Source organism: Streptomyces rubrogriseus, assembly GCF_027947575.1.
GTDB lineage: Bacteria > Actinomycetota > Actinomycetes > Streptomycetales > Streptomycetaceae > Streptomyces > Streptomyces rubrogriseus.
This window is the reverse complement of record NZ_CP116256.1, coordinates 2593347-2619002: the sequence shown is the minus strand read 5'-3', so window position 1 is coordinate 2619002 and position 25656 is coordinate 2593347. Positions and strand designations below refer to the sequence as shown.

The following is a 25656-nucleotide window of genomic DNA, read 5'->3' as shown; positions in this document are numbered from 1 at the left end:
CGCTGGGGCTCATGAAGAGGGGGACACCGTTTCCGGTGTCCCCCTCGGGGCTGCTAGTCGCGGGCGGCGATCAGGAACTCGGCGTGTTCCTGGAGTGAGCGCACTCCCACGTCTCCGTGGTTGAGGGCGTCGATGCCCTGGACCGCCGCCGCCAGCGCCTGGACCGTCGTCAGGCAGGGCACGGAGCGGGCCACGGCCGCCGTACGGATGTCGTAGCCGTCGAGGCGGCCGCCGGTGCCGTACGGGGTGTTGACGATGAGGTCGACCTCGCCGTCGTGGATGAGCTGGACGATGGTCTTCTCGCCGTTCGGGCCGGTGCCCTCGGACTGCTTGCGCACGACGGTGGCGTTGATGCCGTTGCGCTTGAGGACCTCGGCGGTGCCGGAGGTGGCCATCAGCTCGAAGCCGTGGGCGACCAGCTCGCGGGCCGGGAAGATCATCGAGCGCTTGTCGCGGTTGGCGACCGAGATGAAGGCGCGGCCCTTGGTCGGCAGCGGTCCGTACGCGCCGGCCTGCGACTTGGCGTACGCCGTGCCGAAGACGGAGTCGATGCCCATGACCTCGCCGGTGGAGCGCATCTCCGGGCCGAGCACCGTGTCGACGCCGCGGCCGTGGATGTCCCGGAAGCGGGACCACGGCATCACGGCCTCCTTGACGGAGATCGGCGCGTCCAGCGGCAGGGTGCCGCCGTCGCCGAGCGCCGGGAGCAGGCCCTCGGCGCGCAGCTCGGCGATGGTGGCGCCCAGCGAGATGCGGGCGGCGGCCTTGGCCAGCGGCACCGCGGTCGCCTTCGAGGTGAAGGGCACGGTGCGCGAGGCGCGCGGGTTGGCCTCCAGGACGTACAGGATGTCCCCGGCCAGTGCGAACTGGATGTTGATCAGGCCGCGCACACCGACGCCCTTGGCGATGCCCTGGGTGGAGGCGCGCAGCCGCTTGATGTCGAAGCCGCCCAGCGTGATCGGGGGCAGGGCGCACGCCGAGTCGCCGGAGTGGATGCCGGCCTCCTCGATGTGCTCCATGACACCGCCGAGGTACAGCTCCTCGCCGTCGTACAGGGCGTCGACGTCGATCTCGATGGCGTCGTCCAGGAAGCGGTCGACCAGGACCGGCCGGGACGGGCTGATCTCGGTCGACTCGGCGATGTACGCCTCGAGGCGGGTCTCGTCGTAGACGATCTCCATGCCGCGTCCGCCGAGGACGTAGGAGGGCCGCACCAGGACCGGGTAGCCGATCTCGTCGGCGATGGCCTTGGCCTCGCCGAAGGTGGTGGCGGTGCCGTGCTTGGGGGCCGGGAGCCCGGCCTCGGCGAGGACCCGGCCGAAGGCGCCGCGGTCCTCGGCGGCGTGGATGGCCTCCGGGGAGGTGCCGACGATCGGCACGCCGTTGTCCTTCAGCGCCTGCGACAGGCCGAGCGGGGTCTGGCCGCCGAGCTGGACGATCACGCCCGCGACGGGACCGGCCTGCTGCTCGGCGTGGACGATCTCCAGGACGTCCTCCAGGGTGAGCGGCTCGAAGTAGAGCCGGTCGGAGGTGTCGTAGTCGGTGGAGACGGTCTCCGGGTTGCAGTTGACCATCACGGTCTCGTACCCGGCGTCGGACAGCGCGAAGGAGGCGTGGACGCAGGAGTAGTCGAACTCGATGCCCTGGCCGATGCGGTTGGGACCGGAGCCCAGGATGATCACCGCGGGCTTCTCGCGGGGCGCGACCTCGCTCTCCTCGTCGTAGGAGGAGTAGAAGTACGGCGTCCGGGCGGCGAACTCGGCGGCGCAGGTGTCGACCGTCTTGTAGACCGGGCGGACACCGAGCGCGTGCCGCACCTGGCGGACGACGTCCTCGCCCAGGCCGCTGATCTCGGCGATCTGCTGGTCGGAGAAGCCGTGCCGCTTGGCCTCGGTGAGCAGGTCGGCGGTCAGCTCGCGGGTCTCGGCGATCTCGTCGGCGATCTCCTTGATGAGGAAGAGCTGGTCGACGAACCAGGGGTCGATCTTCGTGGCGTCGAAGACCTCCTCCGGGGTGGCGCCCGCGCGGATGGCCTGCATGACGGCGTTGATGCGGCCGTCGGTGGGCCGCACGGCCTCGCGCAGCAGCTCTTCCTTGTCGCCGGGCTCGCCGACGAAGGTGAACTGGCTGCCCTTCTTCTCCAGCGAGCGCAGCGCCTTCTGGAAGGCCTCGGTGAAGTTCCGGCCGATCGCCATGGCCTCGCCGACCGACTTCATGGTGGTGGTGAGGGTGGAGTCGGCGCTCGGGAACTTCTCGAAGGCGAACCGCGGAGCCTTGACGACCACGTAGTCGAGGGTCGGCTCGAAGGAGGCCGGGGTCTCCTGCGTGATGTCGTTCGGGATCTCGTCCAGCGTGTAACCGACGGCGAGCTTCGCGGCGATCTTGGCGATGGGGAAGCCGGTCGCCTTGGAGGCGAGGGCCGAGGAGCGCGACACGCGCGGGTTCATCTCGATGACGATGACCCGGCCGTCCTCGGGGTTCACCGCGAACTGGATGTTGCAGCCGCCGGTGTCGACGCCGACCTCGCGGATGATCGCGATGCCGACGTCGCGCAGGGTCTGGTACTCGCGGTCGGTCAGCGTCATCGCGGGCGCGACGGTGATCGAGTCGCCGGTGTGCACGCCCATGGGGTCGAAGTTCTCGATCGAGCAGACGACCACGACGTTGTCGTTCTTGTCGCGCATCAGCTCCAGCTCGTACTCCTTCCAGCCGAGGATGGACTCCTCCAGGAGCACCTCGGTGGTCGGCGAGAGGGTGAGGCCCTGCCCGGCGATGCGGCGCAGCTCCTCCTCGTCGTGGGCGAAGCCGGAGCCGGCGCCGCCCATGGTGAAGGAGGGGCGGACGACGACGGGGTAGCCGCCGAGCGCGTCGACGCCCTTGAGGACGTCGTCCATGGAGTGGCAGATGTAGGACCGGGCGGACTCGCCGTGGCCGATCTTCTTGCGGACCTCCTCGACGACCTCCTTGAACAGGTCGCGGTCCTCGCCCTTGTTGATGGCCTCGACGTTGGCGCCGATCAGCTCGACGCCGTACTTCTCCAGGACGCCGTTGCCGTGCAGCGAGATGGCCGTGTTCAGGGCCGTCTGGCCGCCGAGGGTGGGCAGGAGCGCGTCGGGGCGCTCCTTGGCGATGATCTTCTCGACGAACTCGGGGGTGATCGGCTCGACGTAGGTGGCGTCGGCGATCTCCGGGTCGGTCATGATCGTCGCCGGGTTGGAGTTGACCAGGACGACGCGCAGGCCCTCGGCCTTGAGCACGCGGCACGCCTGGGTGCCGGAGTAGTCGAACTCGGCGGCCTGGCCGATGACGATCGGGCCGGAGCCGATGACCAGGACGGACTGGATATCGGTGCGCTTAGGCACGCTGGCCCTCCATGAGGTTCACGAAGCGGTCGAACAGGTAGGCGGCGTCGTGCGGGCCGGCTGCCGCTTCGGGGTGGTACTGGACGCTGAAGGCCGGCCGGTCGAGGAGCTGGAGCCCCTCCACCACGTTGTCGTTGAGGCAGACGTGGGAGACCTCGGCGCGGCCGTAGGGGGTGTCGGACACCTGGTCGAGCGGGGCGTCGACGGCGAATCCGTGGTTGTGCGCGGTGACCTCGACCTTGCCGGTCGTACGGTCCTGCACGGGCTGGTTGATGCCGCGGTGGCCGTACTTCAGCTTGAAGGTGCCGAAGCCGAGGGCGCGGCCCAGGATCTGGTTGCCGAAGCAGATGCCGAAGAGCGGGGTGCCGCGCTCCAGGACCCCCTGCATCACGGAGACCGGGTGGTCGGCGGTGGCGGGGTCGCCGGGGCCGTTGGAGAAGAACACGCCGTCCGGCTCGACGGCGTAGACGTCGTCGACCGTGGCCGTGGCGGGCAGGACGTGCACCTCGATGCCGCGCTCGGCCATGCGGTGCGGGGTCATGCCCTTGATGCCGAGGTCGACGGCGGCGACGGTGAACTTCTTCTCGCCGATCGCCGGGACGACGTACGCCTCGGTGGTGGCGACCTCGGCGGACAGGTCGGCGCCGCTCATCTCGGGGGCCTGGCGGACCTCGGCGAGCATGGTGCCCTCGTCGGGCAGCGCGTTGCCGGAGAAGATGCCGACGCGCATGGCGCCGCGCTCGCGCAGGTGGCGGGTGAGGGCGCGGGTGTCGATGCCGGAGATGCCGACGACGCCCTGGGCGGCCAGTTCCTGGTCGAGGGAGCGCGTCGAGCGCCAGTTGGAGGGCACGCGCGCGGGGTCGCGGACCACGTAGCCGGAGACCCAGATCTTCCTGGACTCCATGTCCTCGTCGTTGATCCCGGTGTTCCCGACGTGCGGGGCGGTCATCACGACGACCTGACGGTGGTACGACGGGTCGGTGAGGGTCTCCTGGTAGCCGGTCATGCCGGTGGAGAACACGGCTTCGCCGAAGGTGGCCCCCACGGCCCCGTAGGCACGGCCTCGGAAGATCCGGCCGTCCTCCAGGACGAGTACGGCGGGAGTCCGGTGGGCTCCCCTGGTGGAGGTCGTCATCGTGCGCCTTCCGTTTCCGTCTTGTTGATCATGTCGTTCAGTGTTTCGACCCACTCGTTGTGCTCGGCCGCGTGGTCGGAGCGGAAGCCGGAGTCGATCAGCTTGTCGCCGTGCGCCCAGGTGACGACCAGCAGGCCGCCCTCGGTGAGGACCTTGCCGGCGATGCCCTTGTCGAGCCGGGCCTCGCGCAGCGCGGCGACGGGGACGAAGAAGTCCGCCGCGCCGGGGCGTACGACGTCCAGTCCCGCGTCGGTCAGGGTCAGCTCGACCCGGCTGCGGGTGCCCAGGCCGTGCGCGACGATGCGGTCCAGCCACTGCCCGGCGGTGGTGGAGCCGTGGTAGCGGCCGCTCATGCTCAGTTTCGCCGCACCGGGCTCGTCCGGCGCGGCGGGCAGCTCGGGCAGGTCGCCCTGGAGCGTGCCGCGCCACTTCCAGCCCTCGCGCATCAGCCAGTAGACGAGCGCGACGAAGAGGCCGAGGCCGACGACCCAGCCGACCCGGGCGGCCCAGTCGGTCACTTCCGCCGATTCCTTCTCGGCGGCCAGCAGGATTACCGGTGCTACAGATGTCACGTGAGCTTCCCGTCGACGAGCGTGGCCTTGCCCCGCAGCCACGTGTGCGTCACACGGCCCGGCAGCTCACGCCCCTCGTAGGGGGTGTTGCGACTGCGCGAGGCGAAGCCCGCGGGGTCCACCTGGCCACGGTATGCCGCATCGACCAGGGTGAGGTTGGCGGGCTCACCGGCCGAGACGGGACGGCCGTGTCCGGTGGCCTGTCCGATCTTGGCGGGCTTGAAGGACATCCGGTCGGCGACGCCGGCCCAGTCCAGCAGGCCCGTGTCCACCATGGTCTCCTGCACGACCGACAGCGCGGTCTCCAGGCCCACCATCCCCATGGCGGCGGCGGCCCACTCGCAGTCCTTGTCCTCGTGAGGGTGCGGGGCGTGGTCGGTGGCGACGATGTCGATCGTGCCGTCGGCGAGCGCCTCGCGCAGCGCCATGACGTCGCGCTCCGTGCGCAGCGGCGGGTTGACCTTGTAGACCGGGTTGTACGACCGGACCAGCTCGTCGGTGAGGAGCAGGTGGTGCGGGGTGACCTCGGCGGTGACGTCGATGCCGCGGGACTTGGCCCAGCGGACGATCTCGACGGACCCGGCGGTCGACAGGTGGCAGATGTGGACGCGGGAGCCGACGTGCTCGGCGAGCAGCACGTCCCGCGCGATGACCGACTCCTCGGCGACGGCGGGCCAGCCGCCGAGGCCCAGCTCGGCGGAGACGACGCCCTCGTTCATCTGGGCGCCCTCGGTGAGCCGGGGCTCCTGGGCGTGCTGGGCGACGACGCCGTTGAAGGCCTTCACGTACTCCAGGGCACGGCGCATGATCACGGCGTCGTGGACGCACTTGCCGTCGTCGGAGAAGACGGTGACACCGGCCGCGGACTCGTGCATGGCGCCCAGCTCGGCGAGCTTGGCGCCCTCCAGACCGACCGTGACGGCGCCGATCGGCTGCACGTCGCAGTAGCCGGACTCCTGGCCGAGCCGCCAGACCTGCTCGACGACGCCGGCGGTGTCGGCGACCGGGAAGGTGTTGGCCATGGCGAAGACGTTGGTGTAGCCGCCGCTCGCCGCCGCGCGGGTGCCGGTGAGGACGGTCTCGGAGTCCTCGCGGCCGGGCTCGCGCAGGTGGGTGTGCAGGTCGACCAGGCCCGGCAGCAGCACCTTGCCGTCGGCCTCGACGACCTCCGCGCCCTCGGCGGACAGGTCCCGGCCGACCGCCTCGACGACGCCGCCGTCGATCAGCACGTCCTGCGGCTCGCCGCCGAGCACCTTCGCACCGCGGATCAGGGTCTTGCTCATCTTCTTACTTCTCCTCGGTGGGGCGGGCGTGGGAAACGGCGGGCTCGTTGCCGCCGAGCAGCAGGTAGAGGACGGCCATCCGGATGGAGACGCCGTTGGTGACCTGCTCGACGACGGTGCAGCGGTCGGAGTCGGCGACCTCGGCGGTGATCTCCATGCCGCGGACCATGGGGCCGGGGTGCATCACGATGGCGTGGTCGGGCATCTTCGCCATCCGGTCGCCGTCGAGGCCGTAGCGGCGGGAGTACTCGCGCTCGGTGGGGAAGAACGCGGCGTTCATCCGCTCGCGCTGCACGCGCAGCAGCATCACCGCGTCGGACTTGGGCAGCGTGGAGTCGAGGTCGTAGGAGACCTCGCAGGGCCAGGTCTCGACGCCCACCGGCAGCAGGGTGGGCGGGGCGACGAGGGTGACCTCGGCGCCGAGGGTGTGCAGCAGGTCGACGTTGGAGCGGGCGACGCGGCTGTGCAGGATGTCGCCGACGAGGGTGATCCGGCGGCCGTCCAGATCCTTGCCGAGCCCGGCGTCACGGCCGACCAGGCGGCGGCGCATGGTGAAGGCGTCGAGCAGGGCCTGGGTGGGGTGCTGGTGGGTGCCGTCCCCGGCGTTGACCACGGCGGCGTCGATCCAGCCGGAGGTGGCCAGGCGGTAGGGGGCGCCGGAGGCGCTGTGCCGGATGACGACGGCGTCGACGCCCATCGCCTCCAGGGTCTGGGCGGTGTCCTTGAGGGACTCGCCCTTGGAGACGCTGGATCCCTTGGCGGTGAAGTTGATGACGTCCGCGGACAGCCGCTTCTCGGCGGCCTCGAAGGAGATCCGGGTCCGGGTGGAGTCCTCGAAGAAGAGGTTGACGACGGTGCGGCCGCGCAGGGTCGGCAGTTTCTTGATCGGCCGGTCCGCGACCCGGGCCATCTCCTCGGCGGTGTCGAGGATCAGGACGGCGTCGTCGCGGGTGAGGTCGGCGGCCGAGATGAGATGACGCTGCATCTGTCAGGCTCCGTAAGGCGATTCAAGCGGAAGAGCGGGATAATTCGGGCGGCCGGGCGCGTGCGGGGGCGCGCCGAGCACGCGTACGGCACGAAGGGGTGCGTACGCGGGGTGCTACGGGTGGGCGCCCGGGGCGTCCGGCTTGGCACCGAGCAGCACGGTGTCGCGACCGTCCTCCTCGGCGAGCTGGACCTTGACCGTCTCCCGCAGCGACGTCGGGAGGTTCTTGCCGACGTAGTCGGCGCGGATGGGCAGTTCGCGGTGGCCGCGGTCGACGAGTACGGCGAGCTGTACCGCGCGCGGGCGGCCGATGTCGTTCAGCGCGTCGAGGGCGGCTCGGATGGTGCGGCCGGAGAAGAGCACGTCGTCGACGAGGACGACGAGGCGGCCGTCGATGCCGTCACCGGGGATCTCGGTGCGGGCCAGGGCGCGCGGCGGGTGCATGCGCAGGTCGTCGCGGTACATGGTGATGTCCAGCGAGCCGACCGGCATCTTGCGCTCGGTGATCTGCTCCAGCTTGTCGGCGAGCCGCCGGGCGAGGAAGACGCCCCGGGTCGGGATGCCGAGGAGCACCACGTCGTCGGCGCCCTTGGCGCGTTCGACGATCTCGTGGGCGATGCGGGTCAGCACCCGCGCGATGTCGGGCCCTTCGAGAACGGGCCGGGCATCCTGCTGCTGGTCCTGCTGCTTGTCCATACGAAACGGACCCCCTTCTCCGCCTCACGGGACGGATCTTAAAGGACGTCGGATATGCGCCACCTACCGTAGCAGGCTCACAGAACCTCTCCGGTGACCCCCCTGACACTCCCCCGTCACCCGTCTGCCCCACATGGATCACCCGCATGGGGTAACGGACGGCGAATACCACGGAAGAGTCGGTGCGGACCATTCGGCTTGACGCAGCAGAGTAACGCTGCGTAACCTCACAGTGAGTTACCAGCCGCGCGGCCGACAACACAGCCTGCCGCGTCGACACCTTGTCCGGGGAGCCATATGTCCAGCGAATACGCCAAACAGCTCGGGGCCAAGCTCCGGGCCATCCGCACCCAGCAGGGCCTTTCCCTCCACGGTGTCGAGGAGAAGTCCCAGGGCCGCTGGAAGGCCGTCGTGGTCGGTTCGTACGAGCGCGGCGACCGTGCCGTGACCGTGCAGCGCCTCGCCGAGCTGGCGGACTTCTACGGCGTCCCCGTGCAGGAGCTGCTGCCGGGCACCACCCCGGGCGGCGCCGCCGAGCCGCCGCCGAAGCTGGTCCTGGACCTGGAGCGGCTGGCCACCGTGCCGGCCGAGAAGGCGGGCCCGCTCCAGCGGTACGCGGCCACGATCCAGTCGCAGCGCGGTGACTACAACGGCAAGGTGCTCTCGATCCGCCAGGACGACCTGCGCACACTCGCCGTCATCTACGACCAGTCGCCCTCGGTCCTCACCGAGCAGCTGATCAGCTGGGGCGTCCTGGACGCGGACGCGCGCCGCGCGGTGGCGTCCCACGACGAGCTCTGAGCCTCGCCCACCTCAGCAGAAACGTGCCGCCGGGGTGGCCGGAACCATTCGGTTCCCGCCACCCCGGCGGTTTCTTGCGTGTGTGCGGCGCGGGCACGGCTCGTGGAGCTACTCCCGGCGCAGCGACGGCTTCAGTTCCTTCAGCCGGCCCAGCAGCCCGTTGATGAACGCGGGCGACTCGTCGGTGGAGAACTCCTTCGCCAGCTGCACCATCTCGTCCAGGACGACGGCGTCCGGGGTCGCGTCGACCCACAGCAGCTCGTACGCGCCCAGCCGCAGGATGTTGCGGTCGACGACCGGCATCCGGTCGAGCGTCCAGTCGACCGAGTACTGGGCGATCAGCTCGTCGATGCGCTCGGCCCGACCGGCGTAGCCCTCCACCAGCTCCATCGTGTACTCGCTCACCGGCGGCTGCCGGGTGTCGGACCGGGAGTGCCGGACCCAGTCGGCGAGCACCGTCAGGACGTCGGCGCCGCGCTGATCGCCCTCGAAGAGGATCTGGAAGGCGCGCTTGCGGGCCGTGTTGCGAGCAGCCACGGTTAGCTGTTCACCCGGCCGAGGTAGTCGCTCGTACGGGTGTCGACCTTGATCTTCTCACCGGTGGTGATGAAGAGCGGGACGTTGATCTGATGACCGGTCTCCAGGGTGGCCGGCTTGGTGCCGCCGGTGGAGCGGTCGCCCTGGACGCCGGGCTCGGTCTCCTGGATGGTCAGCTCGACGGCGGCCGGCAGCTCGACGAAGAGCACCTCGCCCTCGTGCTGCGCGACGGTGGCCTCGAAGCCCTCGACGAGGAAGTTGGCGGCGTCGCCGACGACCTTGCGGTCGATCATCAGCTGGTCGTACGTCTCCATGTCCATGAAGACGAAGTAGTCGCCGTCCATGTACGAGAACTGCATGTCACGCTTGTCGACAGTGGCCGTCTCGACCTTGACGCCGGCGTTGAAGGTCTTGTCGACCACCTTGCCGGAAAGCACGTTCTTCAGCTTGGTGCGCACGAAGGCCGGGCCCTTGCCGGGCTTGACGTGCTGGAACTCGACGACGGACCAGAGCTGGCCGCCTTCGAGCTTGAGCACCAGGCCGTTCTTGAGGTCGTTCGTGGAAGCCACGGTTTGGGAATCTCCTGGACTGGACTGACGTGGACGACCCCGGGGTTGCGCGCACAGCGCGAGGCTAGAGCGCGAGCAGCTCCTTGGTCGTGATGGTGAGTAGCTCGGGTCCGCCGTCCGCCTCGGGGCGCACGACGAGCGTGTCATCGATCCGGACCCCGCCCCGGCCCGGGAGGTGAACCCCCGGTTCGACGGTGACCGGCACACAAGCGTCCAGTTTACCCATGGCCGCGGGGGCCAATTGAGGGTCCTCGTCGATTTCGAGTCCGACACCGTGCCCGGTGAGTGCCGGAAGGTGCTCCGCGTACCCCGCGGAGTCCAGCGGCTGGCGGGCCGCGCGGTCCACGTCGCGGCAGGCGGCGCCGGGTGCGAGGGCCTCCCGTCCGGCGCGCTGGGCCGAGAAGACGAGGTCGTACAACTCGATCTGCCAGTCGGCCGGCGAGGTGCCGATGACGAACGTACGGCCGATCTCGCAGCGGTAACCGCGGTACGTCGCGCCCAGGCACACGGAGAGGAAGTCGCCCTCCTCCACCCTCCGGTCGGTGGGCCGGTGACCGCGGCGCCCCGAGTTGGGTCCGGTGCCCACGGAGGTGGGGAAGGCGGGGCCGTCGGCGCCGTGGTCGACGAGGCGGCGTTCCAGCTCCAGGGCGAGGTGCCGCTCGGTGCGGCCGACCAGGATGGACTCCAGGAGCTCGCCGAGCGCCTGGTCGGCGATCTCGGCGCCGATGCGCAGGCAGGAGATCTCCTCCTCGTCCTTGACCACCCGGAGCTGCTCGACGGCCTGACCGAGGTCGGTCAGGCGCAGCGCCGGCGCGACCGAGCGCATGGCGCGGTGCCGGACCACGGTGAGGTGATGGTCCTCGGTGGCGAGGGACTCGGCGCCCTGGTCCGCGGCGAGGTCGGTGGCCGCGACGGCGGGATCGCCGCCGGGGCCGGGCAGCGCACGCACCGGCAGCGACTCGTCGGGGCGGCCCTGCGTCGGCCGGTCGTCCGGCGAGCCCGAGCAGACGAGCAGGTCCTCGGTCCTGCCGAGGAGCAGCACGGCGCCGTGCGGGGCGGCGCCCGCGAGATAGCGCACGTTGGCGGGCCGGGAGACGAGCGCCGCCGCGCTGCCGCCCGCGTTGCAGCGTTCCCGTAGGCGCGTCCGGCGGGCCGCGTAGACCTCTGACATGAGCCGAGCGTATGGCTCCGCCGGTGGGGGCGCCGCTTGGGTGGGCCGAGTGGGCGGGGGCCGGGGACGCGGGGTGCGCCAAGTGGGATGGGGGCCTGTTGTCGTGTCGCGTCCGGCCGGCCGGTGGGGGCTGGTCGCGCAGTTCCCCGCGCCCCTGCGGGGCGCTTACCAGCTGGGTGGGCTGGCTATGGAGCGGGAGAGGACCTCGTCCAGGAGGTGGGCGGTTTCCGGGATGTCGAGTTGGGAGTTGTCGATGATGGGGAGGCCGGAGCCGTACCAGCCGGCCATGCGGCCGTGGATGCGGGCGACCTCCTCGTCGGTGAGGCGCCGGTTGCCGCTGCGTTCGGCGTTGCGCTCCAGGACGATGTCCAGGCCCGGCAGGAGGACGACGGGGAGCAGGCCGGGGCCGACGTGCCGCTTCCAGCCGCCGAGGCCGACGACGGGGCGGTCCGGGAAGACCGCGTCGTCGAGGATGCAGGAGATGCCGTTGGCGAGGAAGTTGCGCGCGGAGAAGCCGCAGGTGCGGCGGGCGAGGCGGTACTGCGCCTCGGAGTGCTCGTTCCACCCGGTCTGGGGGTCGGCGAAGCCGGAGCGGACCCACTCGCGCACGTCGTCGAGGCTGATGTGCGCGGTCGGGACCCGGCGGTGGTCCGCCCAGTACTTGGCCACGCTGGTCTTGCCCGCGCCCGCGGGGCCGATGAGCAGCACCGCGAGGGTGGTCGTGGTGGGGTCGGGCGCGGCGGCCGTGGCGGGGGGCACGCTGGGCACGGCCACCGGACCGCCGGGCGGCAGCGGCACGTGGCCGGTGGTGTCCGGCGCGGGCGGGCCGGGAGCCGGCTGCTGCGGGGCCGGGGCGTGACCCGGGTGTGGGGCCGGGGCGGGACCCGGGTGCGGGGCCGGGGCCTGCCGCGGTGCCATGGGGTACCCCGGCGCCGGAGGGGCACGGGGGCGGGCCCCTGGGGCGGGCCGGGGTGGTGTGCGGCCGGGGACCAGCCGGGGACCGGTCCGTGCCCCGGCTGATGGGGCGGCGGCAGCGGAGAACCCACGGGGTGCTGCATCCGGTGCCACTCCGTCTCGTACAGGCGATGGGCGCTGACGACGGGAAGGGGCCCGCCGTCGTGCTACCGAACGGTACCGCCCCCGGCCGTCGTTTGGTGAACGGCCGAGGGCGGCCCGAAGTGCCCGTCCCGCCCGGCGAATCGGGCGGAACGGCGCACCGGGGTACTACTCACCCACCTCGCCGTAGGCGGCGAGGAGGACGGCCGGGTCGGGGCCCTCCAGAACGGTGGGCTTGGCGAGGCCGTCCAGGACGATGAAGCGCAGCAGGTCGCCGCGCGACTTCTTGTCGACCTTCATGTTCTCGACGAGCTTGGGCCACTGGTCGTAGCGGTAGTGCAGCGGGAGGCCGACCGATTCGAGGATGGTGCGGTGGCGGTCGGCGGTGGCGTCGTCCAGTCGGCCCGCGAGGCGGCCGAGTTCGGCGGCGAAGTGCATACCGACCGCTACGGCGGCGCCGTGGCGCCACTTGTAGCGCTCGTTCTTCTCGATGGCGTGGCCGAGGGTGTGGCCGTAGTTCAGGATCTCCCTCAGGCCCGCTTCCTTCAGGTCGGACGAGACGACCTCGGCCTTGACCTTGATGGAGCGCACGATCAGCTCGGCGGTGTGCGGACCGGCCGGCGTCCGCGCGGCCTGCGGGTCGGCTTCGATCAGGTCCAGGATCGAGGGGTCGGCGATGAAACCGGCCTTGATCACCTCTGCCAGTCCGGAGACGTAGTCGTTGACCGGCAGTGAGTCCAGGGCGGCCAGGTCGCACAGGACACCGGCCGGCGGGTGGAAGGAGCCGACCAGGTTCTTGCCCTCGGCCGTGTTGATGCCGGTCTTGCCGCCGACGGCCGCGTCCACCATGGCCAGCACGGTGGTGGGGACGGCGATCCAGCGCACCCCGCGCAGCCAGGTCGCGGCCACGAACCCGGCCAGGTCGGTGCTGGCGCCGCCGCCGACCCCGACGATGACGTCGGTGCGGGTGAACCCGGACTGGCCCAGCGCCTTCCAGCAGTACGCGGCGACCTCGGCGGTCTTGGCCTCCTCGGCGTTGGGCACCTGGATGGCGATCGCCTCGTAGCCCTGTCCGGCGAGGTCGGCACGCAGGGCGTCACCGGTCTCGGCGAGTGCCTCGGGGTGGATCACCGCGACGCGCTTGGCCTTCGTGCCGATCAGGCCCCCCAGCTCGCCCAGGAGCTGACGGCCCACCAGGACCTCGTAGGGCTCGGAGCCGGCCGTGCCGCCGATCTCGATCCTTGTCACGTCGTTCACCACAGCGTCCTCCGGCCGGGGGTCCGGGGGTTGTCCCCCGGGAGATACAGTCTGCAACTCCACTGCGTCCAGGACGGCTTGGGTGACTTCTTCCGGCGTACGGCCGTCCGTGGCCACGACGGCCGTGGCGACCTCCTCGTAGAGGTGCCGGCGGGCCTCCATCAGCTCGCGCCACTGTTTGCGGGGGTTGACCGCCAGCAGCGGGCGCGCCGCGTTCAGGCCGGTGCGCTTGACGGCCTCCTCGACGTCCATCGAGAGGTAGACGACGCTCTGCCCGGCCAGCAGCGCGCGGGTGTCCGCGTCCAGGATCGCGCCGCCGCCGAGGGAGAGGACGCCCTCGTGCTCGGCGAGCGCGGTCCGCACGGCCTCCTTCTCCAGGGTTCGGAAGGCGGCCTCGCCCTCGTCCACGAAGATCTCGGCGATGGCCCGCCGCTGGGCGGTGACGATGTCCTCGTCCGTGTCCCGGTATCCGGTGCCGAGCCGCTCGGCGAGGAGCTGCCCGACGGTGGACTTGCCCACCCCCATCGGGCCGACCATGACGATCAGCGGCGCGCTCATCGGATGTCCAGGTTGTCGAGGTAGGAACGCACGTTGCGGCGGGTCTCGGGCACGCTGTCGCCGCCGAACTTCTCCGCCACCGCGTCGGCCAGGACCAGGGCCACCATGGCCTCGGCGACGATGCCGGCGGCCGGCACTGCGGACACGTCGGAGCGCTGGTGGTGGGCCTGCGCGGCCTCGCCGGTGGTCACGTCCACGGTCTTCAGGGCGCGCGGCACGGTCGCGATCGGCTTCATCGCGGCGCGCACCCGCAGCAGCTCACCGGTGGTGAGCCCGCCCTCGGTGCCGCCGGAGCGGCCGGAGACGCGGCGGATGCCCTCCGGCGTGTTCACGATCTCGTCGTGGGCCCGGGAACCGGGCACCCGGGCCAGTTCGAAGCCGTCGCCGATCTCGACGCCCTTGATCGCCTGGATGCCCATGAGGGCACCCGCCAGGCGCGCGTCGAGCTTGCGGTCCCAGTGGACGTGCGAGCCGAGGCCCACCGGCACGCCGTAGGCGAGGATCTCGACGACACCGCCGAGCGTGTCGCCGTCCTTGTGGGCCTGGTCGATCTCGGCGACCATCGCCTTCGACGCGTCCGCGTCCAGGCAGCGCACCGGGTCGGCGTCCAGCCGCTCCACGTCGGCCGGCGTCGGGTAGACCCCGTGCGGCGCCTTCGCCGAGGCCAGCTCGACGACGTGGCTGACGATCTCGACGCCGGCCGTCTCCTTCAGGTACGACCGGGCCACCGCGCCCAGCGCGACACGGGCCGCCGTCTCACGGGCGGAGGCGCGCTCGAGGATCGGCCGGGCCTCGTCGAAGCCGTACTTCTGCATCCCGGCGAGGTCCGCGTGGCCGGGGCGCGGCCGGGTCAGCGGGGCGTTGCGGGCGAGACCGGCCAGCACCTCGGGGTCCACCGGGTCGGCCGCCATGACCTGCTCCCACTTGGGCCACTCGGTGTTGCCGACCATCACGGCGACCGGGGAACCCATGGTCAGCCCGTGCCGGACACCGCCGAGGAAGGTCACCTCGTCGCGCTCGAACTTCATCCGCGCACCGCGGCCGTAACCGAGCCGCCGCCTGGCCAGGTGGTCCGCCACCATCTCCGTGGTGATCGGCACGCCGGCGGGCAGCCCCTCCAGCGTCGCGACGAGTGCGGGACCGTGGGACTCCCCCGCGGTCAGCCAGCGCAACCTGCTCAACGGTGCTCCTCAGTGCTCGCGCCCCGGTATGCCCCGCATACGCGCCTTCTTCGCGTACGCGACGGTCCGACCGGGTGCGCGGCCCCGGTCCGCCGCCTCCGATCCTCCCACGTCCGGCCGTCGGACCCGGTCGCCGGTCCATTTGCCGGACGCGCGGACGGGACGCGCGCACGGAACGCGGACTGATCACACGGACGGAACGCGGACGGAGCGCCCGCCGGACGCGGCGGACCCGGGCGGCGTCACGCGGGACGGTCGCCCTGCCGCCGCGCAGGCGCGTAGGGACCGAGGAAGTCCGCGCCGCTCTCCGGCCGCTGCGCCGGCGCGTAGGGACCGAGGAAGTCGGCCCCGCTCTGCCCCGGCCGTGCCTCCCCGGACAGGGGCAGCCCCGCGCGGTTCGCGCGGCGCCGGGCGAGCCCGCGCCGCACCTTGACCACCCAGCTCGCGACGACGGCGAGCACGACGAGGGCGAGCACCGTGATCTGCACCCAGTCGGGCAGGAAGCCCAGGACGGCCTCGAAGATCTGGCTCTTGGCCGAGGCCAGCGGCACACCTGTGTACATGGAACGTCTTCCCCTCCCGTTCCGCCCCCTGCGGAACCGGAGGGATGCTAGCGATCCGCGAGCGCCTGCTCTCCCGCTTTTCGCATGGTGGCCAGCGGCGCGGGGGCCCGGCCGGTCATCTGCTCCACCTGGAGTACCGCCTGGTGGACCAGCAGGTCCAGGCCGCTGACGACGGCACCGCCGTAAGCCGACCAGCGGGCGGCGAGCGCGGTGGGCCAGGGGGCGTAGAGCACGTCGAAGAGCGTGGTGGGCATCTCGGGGACGGCGGCCGCGAGTGCGTCGGTGGCACCGGCCGGGGTGGTGGCCACGACCAGCGGGGAACGCAGTGCCTCCGCCGCGTCCGCCCAGTCGGCGAGGCGTACCTCGACGCCGAGCCGTTCCGCCCAGCCCCGCATCTCGTCGGCGCGCGCCGCGCTGCGCACGTAGACGGCGATCTCGCCGGTGCAGATCCGGGCCAGTGCGGCGAGCGCCGAGGACGCGGTGGCGCCGGCGCCGAGGATCGCGGCGGACTCGGCCTTCTCGATGCCGTGCTCGCGCAGGGCGGCGACGATGCCGGGGATGTCGGTGTTGTCGCCCATCCTGCGGCCGTCCTCGGTGAGGACGACGGTGTTCACCGCGTCCACGGAGGCCGCCGTCTCGCTGACCGAGTCGAGCAGCGGGATCACCGCCCGCTTGAGCGGCATGGTCAGCGACAGCCCCGCCCACTCGGGACCGAGCCCTTCGATGAAGCCCGGCAGGGCCACCTCGTCCACGTCGAAGCGGTCGTACGTCCAGTCGGCGAGGCCCAGCTCCGCGTAGGCGGCGCGGTGCAGCACCGGGGAGAGGGAGTGGGCGATCGGGGAGCCGAGTACGGCGGCCCGGCGCCGGTCAGTTGCCGGAGCTGGCATCGAACTTGTCCTTCAGCTTCAGGAACTCGTCGTGGGTCTTGGCGAACTCGGTCTTCTTCACGCCGTCGGTGGCCACGAAGTAGATCCAGCCGTCCTCGGTGGGGTTGAGCGCCGCTTGCAGGGCCTCTTCGCCGGGGTTGCTGATGGGTCCGGGCGGCAGGCCCCGGTGGTAGTAGGTGTTGTACGGGTCCGGGTTGGTGTTGATCTCGGACTCGCTGATGTGGATCTTGCTCTGGCGCATGAGGTAGTTGAAGGTCGAGTCGAACTGGAGCTTCTGGTTCGTCTCGGTGTTGTCGGTCTTGAGCCTGTTGTAGATGACCTCGGCCATCTTGCGGAAGTCGTCGTGCGTCTTGCCCTCCGCCTGCACCAGGCTCGCGGTGGTGAGCAGCTCCCACGGGCCTTCCAGGCCGAGGCCCTCGGCCTTCTGTTCGAGGCCGATCTTCTCGTACTGCTCGCTGGCACGTGCCACCATCTGCTTGAGCACGTCCTCGGGCTTCTGGCCCTTGGCCGCCGAGTAGCTGGACGGGTAGAGGAAGCCCTCCAGGGGGTCCTTGACGTCCTTGTGGTTCAGCGCCCAGTCGGGCAGGCCGAGGCTCTTGTACTCGGACTTGGCGACCTTGGCGGTGGTGCCGTCCTTCACCTCGAGGCGTTTGTCGATGAGCTTGTAGACGTCGGCGTTGCGCCTGCCCTCGGCGATGATCAGGTTGCTGCGGCTCTTCGGGCTGAGCAGGAGTTCGACCGCGCTCTCGGCCGACATCTCCTTCTGCAGCGTGTACACGCCGTCCTGGATGCTCTTGCCGCGGGGGTTGCTCTGCTGGGCGGAGATGAACGCGTCGACGCTCTTCACCACGCCCTGCCGCTTGAGTTCCTGGCCGATCGTGGAACCGCCCGCGCCCTTGGGGATGGTGACGGTCACCTGCTCGCCGTTGCCGCCGCCCGCGAAGTCCGGGGCCGCGCCGAAACGATCCTGGTAAAACTGGTAGCCGAAATAGCCGATGCCCGCCACGCCGCCGCCGAGCACCAGGCTGACCACCAGGCAGGCGCATCCGCTGCGGCGTTTCTTGGGCTTGCCGCCGCCCCTGGTTCTGCGGTCCTCCCGGCTGTCGCGGCCGTCACCCGGCGCGCCATCGTCCTCGTCCGCGTCCCCGCCGGCGAAGAAGGCGTGCTCCCCCTCGTCCGGTCCCGGGTCCCAGTCGGTGCGCTGCGGCTCGGGCTCGGCGCGCCGGCGGGTGGGCGGCTCCGGCGGCGGGTACGCCTCGGGGGTGCCGTAGAAGTCGGGCTGCTCGGCGCCGTAGCCGCCGGCCTGCTGTCCGTAGGGGTCGGACGGGTCGGCCGGGTACTGCGCCTGGGGGTGTGCGCCGCCGCCCCAGCCGCCGTTGTCGTAGCCCTGCTGCGGCTGGGCCTGGGGCGCGTACTGCTGGTCGTACTGCTGCTGACCGTACTGGTGCTGGTCGTACTGCTGCTGACCGTACGGGTCGTACTGCTGTTCGGGGTGCTGGTGGGCGTACTGGTCGTACTGGGGCTGCCCGCCGCCGTACGACGACTGGCCGCCGTTGCTCCAGTCGCCGTAACCCTGCTGCGCCTGCTGCTCCGGATACTGCTGCGGCTGGCCGCCGTAGGGGGACTGCTGACCCGCCTGGGCCTGCTGTCCGCCCCATCCGCCGTCCCCGTACAACGGGTCCTCCGGATGCCACGGTTCGGAGCCTGGGCCCCGGCCATACTCAGTCATCGATCCCCTAGAGCCGCGAGGCGACGGGGACCGGGGCCCCCTTGCCGAAGAGCCCGCTTCCGTTCCGCCTCTTGCTGTGCGGTGGCTGTTCGAATGCCTCCGCATCGCGCGGAACGTTACCGTACCGCGATCAGATGACCACTTCGACGCCCTCGCCGGGTGGCCTGCCTGACACCCGTTCGGATTCCAGGGCCTGCTGGAGGATGATCACGGCGGCGGCCTGGTCGATGACGGACCGGCCCTTCTTGGACTTCACTCCGGAGGCGCGCAGTCCCTGGCTGGCGGTGACCGTCGTCATGCGTTCGTCGACCAGCCGGACCGGGACGGGCGCGATGCCCTTGGCCAGCTCCTGCGCGAAGCGCCTGACCTTGGCGGCGGCCGGGCCCTCGCCCCCCTTGAGGGAACGGGGGAGGCCGACCACGACCTCGATCGGCTCGTACTCCGCGACCAGCTGCCTCAGCCGTCGGTGCGCCGCCGGGACGTCGCGGCCGGGGACGGTCTCGACCGGGGTGGCGAGGATGCCGTCGGGGTCGCAGGACGCGACCCCGATGCGGGCGTCGCCGACGTCGACGGCCAGGCGGCGGCCGCGGCGCATCGCCGGACCGTCCACCTGGTCGTTCTCGGGCGTGCTCACTTGGCGGTGTCCGCCACGAGGCGCTCGACGGCGTCGACGGCGTCACCGATGGCGGCCGCGTTCTGGCCGCCGCCCTGGGCGACGTCCGGCTTGCCGCCACCGCCGCCACCGAGGGTCTTGGCGGCGGTGCGCACCAGGTCACCGGCCTTGAGGCCGCGCTCGCGGGCGGCCTCGTTGGTGGCGATGACCGTGAGGGGCTTGCCGTTGACCGTGGTGAACAGGGCCACGACCGCGGCCCGGCCGCCCTGGATGCGGCCGCGCACGTCGAGGACCAGCTTGCGCAGGTCGTCGGCGGTGGTGCCGTCGGGGACCTGGCCGGTCACCAGGGCCACGCCGCGCACGTCCTTGGCGGAGTCGGCGAGACCGCCGGCGGCCTGGAGGACCTTCTCCGCGCGGAACTTCTCGATCTCCTTCTCGGCGTCCTTGAGCTTGCCGAGCATCGCGGAGACCTTCTCCGGCAGCTCCTCCGGACGGCCCTTGATCAGCTCCTGGAGCTGGGCGACGACCGTGTGCTCGCGGGCGAGGAAGCTGTAGGCGTCCACGCCGACCAGGGCCTCGATGCGGCGCACACCGGAGCCGATGGAGGACTCGCCGAGCAGCTTGACCAGGCCGAGCTGGGCGGTGTTGTGCACGTGGGTGCCGCCGCACAGCTCCTTGGAGAAGTCGCCGATGGTGACGACGCGCACGCGCTCGCCGTACTTCTCGCCGAACTCGGCGATGGCGCCCTGCTTCTTGGCCTCGTCGATGCCCATGACGTCGGCGCGCACGTCGAGGTCGCGGGCGAGCACCTCGTTGATCTTCTGTTCGACGTCGGTCATCACGGCCGTCGGCACGGCGGACGGCGAGCCGAAGTCGAAGCGGAAGCGGCCGGGCTGGTTCTCGGAACCGGCCTGGGCGGCCGTCGGGCCGAGGGCGTCACGCAGGGCCTGGTGGGTGAGGTGGGTGGCCGAGTGGGCGCGGGCGATGGCCTTGCGGCGGCGGTCGTCGATGGAGGCCTGGGCCTTGGCACCGACGGTCACCTCGCCGACCTGGACGACGCCCTTGTGGACGTACACACCCGGGACCGGCTTCTGGCAGTCGCGGACCTCGATCACGGCGCCGGTGTCGACCCGGATCCGGCCGGTGTCGCCGATCTGGCCGCCGCCCTCGGCGTAGAACGGGGTGCGGTCCAGCACGATCTCGACCTCGTCGCCCTCGGTGGCGGCCGGGGAGGAGGCGCCGTCGACGAGGATGCCGACGATCGTGGACTCGGTCTCGGTGTCGGTGTAGCCGACGAAGTCGGTGGCACCGGCCTTGTCGGCGATCTCCCGGTAGGCACCGGCACCGGCGTGACCGGTCTTCTTGGCCTGGGCGTCGGCCTTGGCGCGCTCCCGCTGCTCCTTCATCAGGCGCCGGAAGCCGTCCTCGTCCACGGACAGCCCCTGCTCGGCGGCCATCTCCAGGGTGAGGTCGATCGGGAAGCCCCAGGTGTCGTGGAGCAGGAACGCCTTGTCGCCGGCGAGGACGGTGCCGCCCGCGGCCTTGGTGTCGGTGACGGCGGTGTCGAGGATGTTGGTGCCGGCCTTCAGCGTCTTGAGGAAGGCGTTCTCCTCGGCGAGGGCGACCTTCTCGATCCGCTCGCGGTCGGTGACCAGCTCGGGGTACTGCTGCCCCATCATGCCGATCACGACGTCGATGAGGTCCTTGACGACCGGGCCGGTGGCGCCGAGCAGGCGCATGTTGCGGATGGCGCGGCGCATGATGCGGCGCAGTACGTAGCCGCGGCCCTCGTTGCCGGGGGTGACGCCGTCGCCGATGAGCATCACGGAGGTGCGCATGTGGTCGGTGACCACGCGCAGGGACACGTCCGAGGCCTGGGCGTCGCCGTAGGCCACGCCGGTCAGTTCGGTGGCCTTCTTGATGACGGCCATGGAGGTGTCGATCTCGTACATGTTCTGCACGCCCTGCAGAATCATGGCGAGGCGCTCCAGGCCGAGGCCGGTGTCGATGTTCTTGCTCGGCAGCTCGCCGAGGATCTCGAACTCCTCCTTGCCGATGCCCTCGCCCCGCTCGTACTGCATGAAGACGAGGTTCCAGATCTCCACGTACCGCTCGTCGTTGACGGCGGGGCCGCCCTCGGCGCCGAACTCGGGACCGCGGTCGTAGTTGATCTCGGAGCAGGGGCCGCAGGGGCCGGGGACGCCCATGGACCAGTAGTTGTCCTTCTTGCCGAGGCGCTGGATGCGCTCGGAGGGGACGCCCACGACGTCGTGCCAGATGCGCTCGGCCTCGTCGTCGTCCTTGTACACGGTGATCCACAGGCGCTCGGGGTCGAGGCCGTAACCGCCCTTGTCCTGGGCGCTGGTGAGCAGCTCCCAGGCGTACTTGATGGCGCCTTCCTTGAAGTAGTCGCCGAAGGAGAAGTTGCCGCACATCTGGAAGAACGTGCCGTGCCGGGTGGTCTTGCCGACCTCTTCGATGTCCGGCGTGCGCACGCACTTCTGCACGCTGGTGGCGCGGTCGAAGGGCGGCTTGACCTCACCCAGGAAGTAGGGCTTGAAGGGCACCATGCCGGCCGGGACGAGGAGCAGAGTCGGGTCGTCCGCGATGAGCGACGCCGAAGGGACGACGGTGTGACCGCGCTCCTCGAAGAAGCTCAACCAGCGGCGACGAATCTCGGCCGACTCCATCAGTGGTCCTCATTCCGGTTGTACGAGTGCGTCGTCCTGTCGTCGACGACGTACTTGGGGTCCTTGCTGTTCTCGATGGCGGCGTGGTGCCTCAGTGCGGGCAGTTCACGGTCGACGGGGGCCTTCAGGCCCAGCGCGTCGTCCAGTTCGGCCTCCCGCTGGGCCATGTTGTCGCGGACGTCGAGTGCGAAACCCACCGCGCGGTCCCTGACCCGGGTGCCCACGTCGAGCGCCTTGTTCGCCGCGGTGGCGGCGAGACTGTCGGGGGTGAGCTGCTTGAGCTTCCGGTTGACCTTGGTGGTGGCCCACACACCGGCGGCCACGCCGGTGCCGAACCAGAACGTACGGCGGAACATCGCTCGGTCAGCCCTTCTTCCGCTTCGTCCGCCGCGCGGCCGGGAGCGTGCGGCCCACGATCACGGTACGCCGTGCCTGGTCGGCCGGGGCGGACATGTCCTCCTTGCGACCGCCGAGTGCCCGGCGCACGCCGTACCCGAACGCCGCGACCTTGACCAGCGGGCCGCCGAAGGTGGAGGCCACGGTGGTGGACAGCGCGGAGGCGTTCGAGGTGACCTCCTGGACGTCGGAGGCGATCGCGTCGACCCGGTCGATCTGGGTCTGCGCGCTGCGCACCGCCGCCGAGGCGTCGGCCAGCAGCGGGACGGCCTGGTCGGTCACGTCCGCCACGAGCTTGGTGGTCGTCCTGAGCGTCTGGGCCAGCCTCGCCAGTGCGACGGCGAGGAAGGAGACCAGGATCGCCCAGAAGACGGCCACCAGGATCCCGGCCACCTCGCCACCGGACACTGTGTGCACCCGCTCCCTGAAAGACGTGCCTGAACATCGGGAAAGTCGTGCACCGAGCCTATCGCGCCGGGCGCGGGGCTCCGTACCGGATTCCCCGTCGCGCGCGGCGCGGTGCGGCGGGGTTCGGCGAAGCGATTGTACGGAGTGAACACGGTTCAGTACGCTCCGTGTTTCATGCGAGACCATCGGCGCGACGGCATCCCGCACGGCAACCTCCCACTGGAACTCGACGCCTTCGTCGGGAGAGGGGCGCAGCTGGCGGAGCTGGCGCGGACGCTGGACTCCGCGCGACTGGTGACCGTCACCGGTTCCGGCGGTGTCGGCAAGTCCCGGCTGGCCGCGCGGGCGGCCGCGCGCCGCGCGCCCCGGGACGGGGTGTGGCGGGTGCAGCTGGCGCCGGTGCGGGACGAGGAGTTCGTCGACTACGCGGTCGTGGAGGCGCTGGGTCTGACCGACCACACGACCCGGCTGCCCCGCGAGACGCTGCTCGCGCACCTGGCCGAGCGGGAGCTGCTGCTGCTCCTGGACGGGGTCGAGCACCTGGTGGACGCCTGCGCGGCGCTGGTGACCGAGCTGCTGGGCCGTGCGCCGGGGCTCAGGGTGCTGGCCGTGGGGCGCAGACCGCTGGGGGTGGCCGGCGAGCGGCTGGTTCCGCTGGCACCGTTGGGCACGGAGGAGGCGGTGGAGCTGCTGACGGTCCGGGCCGGGCAGCGGAGCGTCGCCTGCGGCCACGAGGCGGACCCGGACGCGGACCAGCGGGAGGCGCGCGAGCTGTGCCGGCGTCTTGACGGCATCCCGCTGGCGATCGAGCTGGCGGCGGGGCGCCTGGACGCGCTGTCCCCGGGGCAGATGCTGCGCCGCCTCGACGACCGGTTCCGGCTGCTGACGGGCGGGGACCGTACCGCCCTGCCCCGGCACCGGACGCTGCGCACGGCGATCGGCTGGAGCCACGAGCTGTGCACGCCGCCGGAGCGGCTGCTGTGGGCGCGGCTCTCGGTGTTCGCCGGGCCGTTCGACCTGGAGGCCGCCGAGTACGTGTGCAGCGGGGACGGGATGCCGGCCGACGACGTGCTCGACGTGCTCTCCGCCCTGCTCTCCCAGTCCGTGCTGACCCGCGAGGAGTCCCCGGCCGGGGTGCGCTACCGGATGCTCGACACGGTACGGGCGTACGGCGCCGACTGGCTGGCGGCGACGGGGGACGCGGACCGGCTGCGGCGGCGGCACCGGGACTGGTACGTGGGCCTGGCGACCTGGTGCGAGCTGGAGTGGTTCTCGCCGCGCCAGGGCGAGGTCGCCGCGCGGGTGGACGCCGAACTGCCCAACCTGCGCAGCGCCCTGGAGCACTGCCTGGACGAACCGGACGGCGCGCACCTGGGCCAGTACCTGGCGGGCGCCCTGTGGTTCCACTGGGTGGGCTGCGGACGGCTGTCGGAGGGGCGGCACTGGCTGGAGCAGGCGGTGCGGCTGGACGCGGAGCCGACGGCCGGCGAGCAGTCCCGGCTGAAGGCGCTGTGGGTGCTCGCCTACGTGGCGATCCTCCAGGGCGACACGGTGCCCGCGCTGGCGGCGCTCCAGGAGTGCCGCGAGGAGGCGGAGCGCTCGGCGAATCCGACGGCGGCGGCGTACGCGGAGCACCGCACCGGCTGTCTGGCGCTGGTGACGGACGACCTGCCGCGCGCGGAGACGCTGCTGCGCTCGGCGCTGCACCGCTACCGGGAGATCGGCGAGCTGAACAGCAACGTGCTGATGGGCCAGGTGGAGCTGGCGATGGCCCGGGCCTTCCAGGGCGATCTGCCGGACGCGGTGCGGCTGTGCGAGGACGTGCGCCAGGTGTGCGAGGACCACGGCGAGCGCTGGGCTCGCGGGTACGCCCTGTACGTCCTCGCCTACGCGGCCTGGAGCGACGGTGAGCCGGTGCGCGCCCGCGAGCTGCTGGCCGACTGCCTGGGCAGTGCGCACCGCTTCCGCGACCAGCTGGGCTCGGTGCTCGCGGTGGAGCTGCTGGCCCTGGTCACGGTGGCGGAGGGCGACGCGGCGGAGGCGGCGGTGCTGCAGGGCGCGGCGGGGCGGATGTGGCCCTCGGTGGGGCTGGCGCTGTTCGGCTCGGCGCACTACAACGCGCCGCACGAGCTGTGCGAGGCCGCGGCCCGGGAGCAGCTGGGCGACGAGCGGTACGAGGAGTGCGTACGGCACGGGGCGCGGCTCGGGCGCCGGGAAGCGGTGGCGCGGGCCCTGCGCCAGCCCGGGGCGAGGGCCTCGCTGCCGGCGCCGCGTCCGACGGCCGTGCGGCGGGCTCCGGCGGGCGCCCGGACGGCGAAGCCCGCCGCCTCGCCCACCCGGAAGGGCGGGGAGACGGCGGGCTGAGGTACCGCTGGTACTGCGCCTGCTCGTTCAGCGTTTCCGCTGGATCAGCGGGCGTAGTACTCGACGACGAGCTGCTCGTCGCAGATCACCGGGATCTCCTTGCGGTTCGGCTCGCGGTCCAGGCGGAACGCCAGGGCCTTGAGGTTCACCTGGAGGTAGCGCGGGGTCTCGCCGTCGGGGGCGAAGCCACCCTCGCGGGCGATGGTGAAGAGCGTCTTCTCCTTGGAGCGCTCGCGCACCTGCACCACGTCGTCCGGACGGACGCGGAAGGACGGCTTGTCGACCTTCTGGCCGTTGACCTGGATGTGGCCGTGGACGACCATCTGACGGGCCTGGTAGATCGTGCGGGCGATGCCCGAACGCAGGACCAGCGCGTCGAGACGGCGCTCGAGCTCGATGACCAGGGCCTCGCCGGTCTTCATGTTGGTCTTGGAGGCACGCTCGTAGGCGCGGACGAGCTGACGCTCGCTGAGGTCGTACTGCGCGCGCAGACGCTGCTTCTCGAGCAGACGGACCTTGTAGTCCGAGTTCTGCTTGCGGCCGCGGCCGTGCTCACCCGGCGGGTAGGGGCGGGCCTCGAAGTACTTGACGGCCTTCGGGGTCAGCGCGATGCCGAGGGCACGCGACTTCTTGACCTTGGGGCGGGGCTGGTTCGCCACTGTCTGTGTCTCTTTTCTGGGTTTCCGGCTTGTCAGGGTTGAGGGAGGTCGCATCCGCAGCCGGGGAAACCCGCCGGGTCCGCTCGGGACCTGCCGGGCAGCCGCTCCCTGGTCTGGGCACATACGTGCAGCACGCGAGTGGCCCACCGACCGCTCCCGGGACCCCGGGTGGTGGTGGGCTGCC

The 25656-nt window shown here is 71.5% G+C and carries 21 protein-coding genes and 1 pseudogene; 2 read left to right on the top strand and 20 right to left on the bottom strand.

Annotated elements, in window-relative coordinates; translation table 11 throughout:
* Positions 1 to 53 precede the first annotated feature (53 nt).
* The 6 genes from carB to pyrR form a co-directional block, all read right to left on the bottom strand.
* Positions 54 to 3362 (bottom strand): carbamoyl-phosphate synthase large subunit, encoded by a 3309-nt coding sequence (carB, locus tag Sru02f_RS11635; protein WP_109033973.1) that lies wholly within the window; start codon positions 3360 to 3362, stop codon positions 54 to 56.
* Complete coding sequence (gene carA / locus Sru02f_RS11630) at positions 3355 to 4497, bottom strand: glutamine-hydrolyzing carbamoyl-phosphate synthase small subunit (protein ID WP_093455765.1); 1143 nt, start codon at positions 4495 to 4497, stop codon at positions 3355 to 3357. Before carA ends, carB begins: the two co-directional genes overlap by 8 nt.
* Positions 4494 to 5069: a PH-like domain-containing protein gene (locus tag Sru02f_RS11625; protein WP_109033971.1), complete on the bottom strand. Its 576-nt coding sequence runs from the start codon at positions 5067 to 5069 to the stop codon at positions 4494 to 4496. Before Sru02f_RS11625 ends, carA begins: the two co-directional genes overlap by 4 nt.
* Positions 5066 to 6352: a dihydroorotase gene (locus Sru02f_RS11620; RefSeq protein ID WP_109033969.1), complete on the bottom strand. Its 1287-nt coding sequence runs from the start codon at positions 6350 to 6352 to the stop codon at positions 5066 to 5068. Before Sru02f_RS11620 ends, Sru02f_RS11625 begins: the two co-directional genes overlap by 4 nt.
* 4 nt (positions 6353 to 6356) lie before the next feature.
* Positions 6357 to 7337 carry an aspartate carbamoyltransferase catalytic subunit gene (locus Sru02f_RS11615; RefSeq protein ID WP_003977339.1) on the bottom strand — a complete coding sequence of 327 codons (981 nt, stop codon included), beginning with the start codon at positions 7335 to 7337 and terminating at the stop codon, positions 6357 to 6359.
* 114 nt (positions 7338 to 7451) lie between these two features.
* On the bottom strand, positions 7452 to 8033 hold the full coding sequence (pyrR, locus tag Sru02f_RS11610; RefSeq protein ID WP_109033967.1) for a bifunctional pyr operon transcriptional regulator/uracil phosphoribosyltransferase PyrR: 582 nt from the start codon (positions 8031 to 8033) through the stop codon (positions 7452 to 7454).
* Positions 8034 to 8330: 297 nt separating this feature from the next.
* On the opposite strand from pyrR, the gene bldD reads away from it, so the two are divergent.
* Positions 8331 to 8834, top strand: coding sequence for a transcriptional regulator BldD (gene bldD / locus Sru02f_RS11605; RefSeq protein WP_003977337.1), 504 nt, complete (start codon positions 8331 to 8333; stop codon positions 8832 to 8834).
* A gap of 108 nt (positions 8835 to 8942) precedes the next feature.
* On the opposite strand, the gene nusB is transcribed toward bldD, so the two are convergent.
* From nusB to Sru02f_RS11540, 13 genes and pseudogenes are all read right to left on the bottom strand, one after another.
* On the bottom strand, positions 8943 to 9371 hold the full coding sequence (gene nusB / locus Sru02f_RS11600; protein WP_003977336.1) for a transcription antitermination factor NusB: 429 nt from the start codon (positions 9369 to 9371) through the stop codon (positions 8943 to 8945).
* A 2-nt stretch (positions 9372 to 9373) separates the two neighbouring features.
* On the bottom strand, positions 9374 to 9940 hold the full coding sequence (gene efp, locus Sru02f_RS11595; protein WP_003977335.1) for an elongation factor P: 567 nt from the start codon (positions 9938 to 9940) through the stop codon (positions 9374 to 9376).
* Positions 9941 to 10004: 64 nt separating this feature from the next.
* Positions 10005 to 11111: an aminopeptidase P family protein gene (locus Sru02f_RS11590; protein WP_109033965.1), complete on the bottom strand. Its 1107-nt coding sequence runs from the start codon at positions 11109 to 11111 to the stop codon at positions 10005 to 10007.
* 165 nt (positions 11112 to 11276) lie between these two features.
* Positions 11277 to 12169: pseudogene (locus Sru02f_RS11585) on the bottom strand (Pro-rich N-terminal domain-containing protein).
* Positions 12170 to 12335: 166 nt separating this feature from the next.
* Positions 12336 to 13982, bottom strand: coding sequence for a 3-dehydroquinate synthase (gene aroB, locus Sru02f_RS11580; RefSeq protein ID WP_109033961.1), 1647 nt, complete (start codon positions 13980 to 13982; stop codon positions 12336 to 12338).
* Entirely contained in the window at positions 13979 to 15163 is a 1185-nt protein-coding gene (gene aroC, locus Sru02f_RS11575; RefSeq protein WP_109033959.1) for a chorismate synthase, read from the bottom strand. The genes aroB and aroC overlap by 4 nt, the downstream gene beginning before the upstream one ends.
* 242 nt (positions 15164 to 15405) lie before the next feature.
* Positions 15406 to 15726: a hypothetical protein gene (locus Sru02f_RS11570; RefSeq protein WP_109033957.1), complete on the bottom strand. Its 321-nt coding sequence runs from the start codon at positions 15724 to 15726 to the stop codon at positions 15406 to 15408.
* A gap of 47 nt (positions 15727 to 15773) precedes the next feature.
* Positions 15774 to 16613, bottom strand: coding sequence for a shikimate dehydrogenase (locus Sru02f_RS11565; protein ID WP_109033955.1), 840 nt, complete (start codon positions 16611 to 16613; stop codon positions 15774 to 15776).
* Complete coding sequence (gene mltG / locus Sru02f_RS11560; RefSeq protein WP_109033953.1) at positions 16594 to 18342, bottom strand: endolytic transglycosylase MltG; 1749 nt, start codon at positions 18340 to 18342, stop codon at positions 16594 to 16596. The genes Sru02f_RS11565 and mltG overlap by 20 nt, the downstream gene beginning before the upstream one ends.
* Before the next feature lie 130 nt (positions 18343 to 18472).
* A complete protein-coding gene (gene ruvX / locus Sru02f_RS11555) occupies positions 18473 to 18937 on the bottom strand; it encodes a Holliday junction resolvase RuvX (RefSeq protein ID WP_174256671.1) in 465 nt (154 codons plus the stop codon).
* A 35-nt stretch (positions 18938 to 18972) separates the two neighbouring features.
* On the bottom strand, positions 18973 to 21645 hold the full coding sequence (alaS, locus tag Sru02f_RS11550; RefSeq protein ID WP_109033949.1) for an alanine--tRNA ligase: 2673 nt from the start codon (positions 21643 to 21645) through the stop codon (positions 18973 to 18975).
* Complete coding sequence (locus Sru02f_RS11545) at positions 21645 to 22001, bottom strand: hypothetical protein (RefSeq protein ID WP_109033946.1); 357 nt, start codon at positions 21999 to 22001, stop codon at positions 21645 to 21647. Before Sru02f_RS11545 ends, alaS begins: the two co-directional genes overlap by 1 nt.
* 7 nt (positions 22002 to 22008) lie before the next feature.
* Positions 22009 to 22458: a DUF948 domain-containing protein gene (locus tag Sru02f_RS11540; protein WP_003977323.1), complete on the bottom strand. Its 450-nt coding sequence runs from the start codon at positions 22456 to 22458 to the stop codon at positions 22009 to 22011.
* Between the two features lie 165 nt (positions 22459 to 22623).
* Here Sru02f_RS11540 and Sru02f_RS11535 point away from each other — a divergent pair, with 165 nt between their 5' ends.
* Positions 22624 to 24813, top strand: coding sequence for an ATP-binding protein (locus Sru02f_RS11535; RefSeq protein ID WP_373103441.1), 2190 nt, complete (start codon positions 22624 to 22626; stop codon positions 24811 to 24813).
* Positions 24814 to 24857: 44 nt separating this feature from the next.
* On the opposite strand, the gene rpsD is transcribed toward Sru02f_RS11535, so the two are convergent.
* Positions 24858 to 25472, bottom strand: a complete 615-nt coding sequence (gene rpsD, locus Sru02f_RS11530) for a 30S ribosomal protein S4 (protein WP_003977321.1) — start codon at positions 25470 to 25472, stop codon at positions 24858 to 24860.
* Positions 25473 to 25656 lie beyond the last annotated feature (184 nt).